This is a genomic window from Streptomyces sp. NPDC046727 (assembly GCF_040645635.1).
Taxonomy (GTDB): domain Bacteria; phylum Actinomycetota; class Actinomycetes; order Streptomycetales; family Streptomycetaceae; genus Streptomyces.
This window is the reverse complement of sequence record NZ_JBEYYR010000026.1, coordinates 124894-131855: the sequence shown is the minus strand read 5'-3', so window position 1 is coordinate 131855 and position 6962 is coordinate 124894. Positions and strand designations below refer to the sequence as shown.

The following is a 6962-nucleotide window of genomic DNA, read 5'->3' as shown; positions in this document are numbered from 1 at the left end:
AATCGCACGACCGGCGTTGTCCGCCCCCCCGCGGACCATGCCGGGCCCTGGGGGACCTCCCGGCGCCGGTTCTCCCCCGCAACCCCCGTATGCGGTGGCTGTCGGCCCGGTGGGCGCTAGTCCGTCGCGATGGCGTTCAGTACGTTCATCCGGCCCGCCCGGAACGCCGGGACCAGCGCGGCGAACAGGCCCACGAAGGCCGAGCCGATGAACACCCCGGTGATCGTCGGCCAGGGGATCTCCAGGACCTTCAGGCCCTCCAGGGCGAGGAGCTTCTGGGCGGTCGCGCCCCAGCCCATGCCGAGGCCGAGGCCCAGCAGGGCGCCGAAGACGGCGATCACCACGGACTCCAGGCGGATCATGCGGCGCAGCTGGCGGCGGGAGAGGCCGATGGCCCGCATGAGGCCGATCTCCCGGGTCCGCTCGACGACGGACAGGGCCAGGGTGTTCACCACACCGAGGATCGCGACGATGATCGCGAGGGCCAGCAGACCGTAGATCATGTTCAGCAGCTGGCCGATCTGGTCCTTCAGGGCCTGCTTGTAGTCGGTCTGGTCGCGCACCGTGTACTGCGGGAAGTCGTCGTGCAGCGCGGCCTTGAGCGCCTTGTAGGCGGCGGCCTGCTGCCCGTCCTCGGCGGTGGCGAAGACCAGGTCGTCGAGCGGCATCCGCTTGGCCGGGATGTACTTGGCCGCGGTGGCGATGGAGGCGTACATCGCGCCCTTGTCGATGACGACGTCGTCACTGGTGATCGCGCGGACCGTCAGCCTGCCCGTCGTGCCGTCCATGAAGTCGACCGCGACGGTGGAGCCGAGCTTGATGCCGTGCTTCTTGGCGAAGCCCTCGAAGACGGACATCGAGTCGGGCCGGTAGGCGTCGGCGAGGCTGCCGGCGACCGTCTTGGTCCGCAGGTCCTGTGCGTAGGTCGGGTCGGCGGCGTTGATCGTCTCGCCCTTGGAGACGCTGCCGTCCGGGGTGGTCAGGGTCGCGTCCAGGAGCCGGTACTCGGTGACGCGCTCCAGGCCCGGCGTGCGCTTGATCGCCTGGACCGCCTTCGGGACGATCTCCTTGCCGTTGTCGTCCTGGATGATGAAGTCCGTGCCGACGGTCTTGTCGAGCTGGTCGGTGGCGGAGGCCACCATGGAGGAGCCGACGACCGACAGGCAGGCCACCAGGGCGAGGCCGATCATCAGGGCGGCGCCGGTGGCGCCGGTGCGGCGCGGGTTGCGCAGGGCGTTGCGCTCGGCCATGCGGCCCACGGGTCCGAAGATCCGCAGGATGATCGCGCCGAGGACGCGGACCAGTCCGCCGGCCAGCAGCGGGCCGATGACGACGAAGCCGATCAGGGTGAGCACCACGCCCAGACCCAGCCAGCCGGAGCCGGTCTTGGCCTTGTCGGCGGTGGCGGCTACGTACAGGCTCCAGCCGCCGGCGCCGGTGAGGAGCAGGCCGATGACCGCCCGGATGGCGCCGGCCCTGGCGTCGGTGGGGGCGCCCGCGTCGCGCAGGGCGGCCATCGGGGAGACCTTGCCGGCGCGCCGGGCGGGCAGGTAGGCGGCGAGGACGGTGACGACGACGCCGAGCAGCAGGCCGATCGCGGGGGTGGTCCAGGCGACGGTCAGGTCGTCGGTGGACAGGTGCATGTCCATGAGGCCCATGAGCTTCATCAGGCCGATCGCGATGCCGACGCCGGCGCCCACGCCGAGCACGGAGCCGACCACACCGAGCAGCAGCGCCTCGACCAGCACGGACCGGTTGATCTGCTTGCGGGAGGAGCCGATGGCGCGCATCAGGCCGATCTCGCGGGTGCGCTGGGCGACCAGCATGGAGAACGTGTTGATGATCAGGAAGATGCCGACGAGGAAGGCGATCCCGGCGAAGCCGAGCATCGCGTATTTCATGACGTTCAGGGAGCTCTGGACGTCCTTCTGGTTGGCGTCGGCGACCTCCTTGGCGGTCTGCACCTTGTAGTCGTGCCCGAGGGCGGCGGTGACGTTCTTCTTCAGCTGGGCGTCGGTCACGCCCTTGGCGGCGGTGACGTTGACGTTGGTGTAGACGCCGCTCTCGCCGACCAGGGTCTGCTGGGCGGTCTTCGTGTCCAGGTAGAAGATCGCCGCACCGGGGTTGGTGACCTGGAAGGAGGCGATGCCGGACACGCGCGCGTGGTGCGTACCGACGGCCGTGATCACGCCGATCTCGTCGCCGAGCTTCAGGTGGTGCTTGTCGGCGGTGTCGGCGTCGACCATCACCTGGTCCGGGCCCTTGGGCGCCGTACCGGAGGTGATCTCCATGGTGCGGGCGTCGTTGCCGTTCCAGCTGCCGACGATGGTGGGCGCGCCGCTGCTGGGCGACAGCTTGTCCTTGTCGGCGTCGACGACGGTCACCGAGGTGGAGAACACGGTGCCCTCGGCCGACTTGACGCCCTCGGCCTTGCGGACCTCACCGAGGACGGCGGCCGGCATGACCGGCGGCTTGCCGGTGCGGGAGGTGGTCTCGCCGCTGTCGGAGGAGCCCTTGGCGCTGACCGTCACGTCCGAGGAGGTCGCCTGGAAGAGGTTGTCGAAGGTGGTGTTCATCGTGTCGGTGAACACGAGCGTGCCGCACACGAACGCCACCGACAGCAGGACCGCTATCGCCGACAGCGCCATGCGTCCCTTGTGCGCGAAGAAGTTGCGCAGCGAGGTCTTCAGGACGGTCATGACGTGCGCCCCCGGGCGTCGAAGTCCTTCATGCGGTCCAGGACCTGATCGGCCGTCGGGTTGTACATCTCGTCGACGATGCGGCCGTCGGCGAGGTAGAGCACGCGGTCGGCGTAGGAGGCGGCCACCGGGTCGTGGGTGACCATGACGATGGTCTGGCCGAGTTCGTCCACCGAGCGGCGCAGGAAGCCCAGAACCTCCGCTCCCGCGCGCGAGTCGAGATTTCCGGTCGGCTCGTCCCCGAAGATGATCTCCGGGCGGGCGGCGAGCGCGCGGGCCACGGCGACGCGCTGCTGCTGGCCGCCGGAGAGCTGGGTCGGCCGGTGCTTGAGGCGCCCGGCGAGCCCGACGGTCTCCACGACCCGCTCCAGCCAGGCCCGGTCGGGCTTGCGGCCGGCGATGTCCATGGGCAGCGTGATGTTCTCGATGGCGTTCAGCGTCGGCAGCAGGTTGAACGCCTGGAAGATGAAGCCGATCCGGTCCCGGCGCAGCTGCGTGAGCTTCTTGTCCTTCAGGCCGGTGATCTCGGTCTCGTCCAGGTGGATCTGGCCGCTCGTCACCGTGTCGAGGCCGGCGAGGCAGTGCATCAGGGTGGACTTGCCGGACCCCGAGGGGCCCATGATCGCGGTGAACTGGCCGCGGGCGATGTCCACGTCGACGTGGTCCAGGGCGACGACACGGGTCTCGCCGGACCCGTACGCCTTCACGACCTGCCGCGCCCGCGCGGCAACGGCCGTACGCCCTCCAGTGCCCCCGTGCCTGGGAATGGTCACAGCCGATGTCACGGTATGTCTCCTATGTCGGTTGGCAAGTCGTTGCCCGGTGCCCGGTGTCCCGGGTCGTCGTCTTGGTACGCCGATGAGTCTCGCGGCCGGCCGGGGTGTCGCGCGCTGGTGCGAAGCCCCGTCTTTCCGGGGGGAAAACCCCACCCCTGCCGGTACGGTCCACCGCCCCCCTGCGGCGTAAAGCCAGGTTAAGGAGCGCCCCCGGCCGGTCTCGTCCTCCGCCGGGACGAACCCTCCCCCAGCCGCAGTACCGAGGAACCCCTAGGGGTGCTCCACCGGCGGGTGGAGCCGTTCTCGGGGTCGGCTCCACCCTTCGGTGCGGGAAGCCTCCACCCTTCCGTCGCGTCAGGGTCAAGGCAGGCCCCCCGTGGGAAGCTGTCGTCCCGGACATGGATGCAGGGGGCACCGGGGTAGCTTCCGGCGGGAAGCACGGGAGGGGTGTGCGGTGGGGAGTACGACACCGGCGATACGCGGCGCTGCCGCCCGGCAACAGGGCACCGGGCGGCGGGGCGCGGTGGTGGCCGCGCTCATGCTGACGATGGCCCTGGCGGCGCTCGACGCCACCGTCGTCTCCACGGCCGTACCGCAGATCGTCGGCGACCTCGGCGGGTTCTCCGTCTTCTCGTGGCTGTTCTCCGGCTATCTGCTCGCCGTCACCGTCACGCTGCCCGTGTACGGCAAGCTGTCCGACACCTTCGGCCGCAAGCCGGTGCTGGTGGTGGGCGCGGCCGTGTTCCTGCTCGGCTCGCTGCTGTGCGCGGCGGCCTGGAACATGGGGGCGCTGATCGCGTTCCGGATCGTGCAGGGCCTGGGCGGCGGGGCGTTGCAGGGCACCGTGCAGACGCTGGCCGCCGATCTGTACCCGCTGGCGGAGCGCCCGAAGATCCAGTCCAAGCTGTCCACGGTGTGGGCGGTCTCGGCGGTGGCCGGGCCCGGGCTCGGCGGGGTGCTCGCCGCCTACGCCGACTGGCGCTGGATCTTCCTGCTCAACCTGCCGATCGGTGCCGCCGCCCTGTGGCTGATCGTCCGTCATCTGCACGAGCCGGAGCGGGAGAACGCCGGCCACGCGCGCGTGGACTGGGCCGGTGCGCTCGCGGTGTTCGCGTGCGGCGGGGTGCTGCTGACCGCGCTGGTGCAGGGCGGGGTCGCCTGGCCGTGGCTGTCGGCGCCCTCGCTGGCCCTGTTCGGCACGGGGCTCGTCCTGGCCGCCTCGGTCGTCGTCGTGGAGCGGCGGGCCGCGGAGCCGATCATCCCGGGGTGGGTGTGGCGGCGCCGGACGATCGCGGCCGTCAATCTGGCGCTCGGCGCGCTGGGGCTGCTGATGGTGGCGCCTTCGGTGTTCCTGCCGACGTACGCGCAGTCGGTGCTCGGACTCGGGCCGGTGGCCGCCGGGTTCGTGCTGTCGGTGTGGACGCTCAGCTGGCCGGTGTCCGCCGCGTTCAGCCAGCACATCTACCGGCGGATCGGCTTCCGGGACACCGCGCTGCTCGGCATCGGCCTGGGGGCGCTGATCCTGTTCGCGTTCCCGTTCCTGCCGTATCCGGGGTCGTGGTGGCAGCCGACGCTGCTGATGCTGCTGCTGGGAGGGGCGCTGGGGCTGTTCCAGCTGCCGCTGATCGTCGGGGTGCAGTCGACCGTGGGCTGGTCGGAGCGGGGCACCACGACCGCGTCCGTCCTGTTCTGCCGGCAGACCGGCCAGACCCTCGGCGCGTCGCTGTTCGGCGCCGTCGCCAACGGGGTGCTGGCCGCGCGGCTGGGCGGGGCGGGCGACCTGGACTCCGTCACGCGCGCGCTGGACGCCGGCACGCCCCCCGAGGCGACCCGGCGGGCGATCGCCGACGCGGTCCACGCGGTCTACCTGGGGGCCGCCTCGGCGGCGGCGCTGGCGTTCGTGGTGCTGCTGCTGGTGGCACCTCGGCGGTTTCCGGTGCTGCCGGAGTGACGTTTCCTCCGGCGTCGGCGCAGTGACGTTTCCGCGGGCGTCGGCCGAGTGACCGTCTCCGCGGGGCGTCGGCGGAGGGACCGTCTCCGCGGCCCCTTGACCGAGGCCGCCCGGGCATCCGCCGGGCAGGCGCCCGCGCCGTTGCCGCCGCCCGGTGAACGCCCTGCGAGCCGGCCGGTCAGGGCAGGCGGACCGAGACCTCCGGATACCGCGCCGACGGCCCGTCGAGCAGGGGCCGCGCCGCCCCCTTGAGGTGCCGGTCGAAGAAGGCGGCCAGGTACGCGCGCGTGAGGGCCTCCGAGCGCCGCCCGGGCAGCGCGTCCGGCTTGGCGACGCCGAGCTGCTCCGCGAGCACGGGCAGGTCGGTGAAGGTGCCGTGGTCGGCCCCGGCGACCGTCAGCCAGCGCTTCCAGCCGTCCAGGTGCTCCCATGCCTCGTTCCAGGTGCCGTCCTGCACCCCGGAGGCCTGGCTGAAGAGCAGGAACGGGCGCCCGCCGAGGCCCGTGCCGGGCACGGGCTCGAAGAACGTGCCGTCCATGTTCGCGCCCGCCCGCACCCGGGGGTCGGCGGCCATGGTGACGGCGGTGGCGTCACCGCCCAGGGAGTGACCCGCCATGCCGATCCGCGCCGGATCGATCATCCGGGCGTACCGCCAGGCCGGCTGAGCGCCCGTCAGGCGGTCCAGCACGAAGGAGAGGTCGGCGGCCCGGCTCCGGGCGACGGCCGCGGGACCGCCGTCCGGCGGGACGTCACAGATCGCGCACGGCACGGTCCGCCCGTCGGGCAGCGTCGTACCCGTGGTCTCGTACAGGTGGTCGACGACGGCGACGACGTACCCGCGGCTCGCGAGGTCCTCGGCGAGACCGGTGAGCGTGGCGCGCGGCAGGGTGAAGCCGGGTGAGAGCACGACCAGCGGGAATCTCCCGTGCGCCGGGCGCGCGCCGGGGTGCGCCCAGGTCCGGATGCCGCTGATCGTCTCGGGCGGGACCGAGGACCCCGGCACCTTCGCCCGCAGCAGGAGCCGCGCCTCGTCGGCGGTCATGTACGGGGCGGTCGGACCGTGGGCCCGGGGGCGTGCCGGGTAGTACAGCGAGACCATCAGCTGCCGTGCACCGGCGGCCGGAACCCAGGGGTCCTGGCGGGCGCTGTCGACCAGGTGCAGGGTGGAGCCGCCGACGGGGTGCGGTCCGGTGGGGCGGGGCAGTGCGGCCGGGGCCTCGGCCGCACGGGCGGTCGCGGGGACCGGGGCCGCCTGGGCGGCGGGGGCGAGGACGGCCGGGGAGAGGGCCACGGCGAGAGCGAGGCCGGCGACGGCGGCCCGGCGCGGTATCGCGCGAGAGAGGTCCATGTGCCGGATGGTAGGCCGGGGGCGGGGGTGCGGACATCGCCTCAGAGAGGTATGCGCGTGTGCGCCCACGGGCGCGAAGGGCCGTACCACGGGCGGGAGTTCGGATCGGGGCGTCCACCCCGGGTCGTACGGCCGCGTGTTCTGGCGGTAGCGGCCCAGGTGGGCCCATCGCCGCATGGAAAGCGCAT

Annotated in this window: 4 protein-coding genes; 1 reads left to right on the top strand and 3 read right to left on the bottom strand. The window is 72.4% G+C overall.

Going from position 1 to position 6962, the window contains the following annotated elements; genetic code table 11:
• Positions 1-116: 116 nt before the first annotated feature.
• On the bottom strand, positions 117-2699 hold the full coding sequence (locus ABZ937_RS28315) for an FtsX-like permease family protein (protein ID WP_361696153.1): 2583 nt from the start codon (positions 2697-2699) through the stop codon (positions 117-119).
• Complete coding sequence (locus ABZ937_RS28310; protein WP_361696152.1) at positions 2696-3484, bottom strand: ABC transporter ATP-binding protein; 789 nt, start codon at positions 3482-3484, stop codon at positions 2696-2698. Before ABZ937_RS28310 ends, ABZ937_RS28315 begins: the two co-directional genes overlap by 4 nt.
• A 445-nt stretch (positions 3485-3929) precedes the next feature.
• Here ABZ937_RS28310 and ABZ937_RS28305 point away from each other — a divergent pair, with 445 nt between their 5' ends.
• Positions 3930-5426: an MFS transporter gene (locus tag ABZ937_RS28305; protein ID WP_361696151.1), complete on the top strand. Its 1497-nt coding sequence runs from the start codon at positions 3930-3932 to the stop codon at positions 5424-5426.
• Positions 5427-5604: 178 nt separating this feature from the next.
• On the opposite strand, the gene ABZ937_RS28300 is transcribed toward ABZ937_RS28305, so the two are convergent.
• On the bottom strand, positions 5605-6774 hold the full coding sequence (locus ABZ937_RS28300) for an alpha/beta hydrolase (RefSeq protein WP_361696150.1): 1170 nt from the start codon (positions 6772-6774) through the stop codon (positions 5605-5607).
• Positions 6775-6962 lie beyond the last annotated feature (188 nt).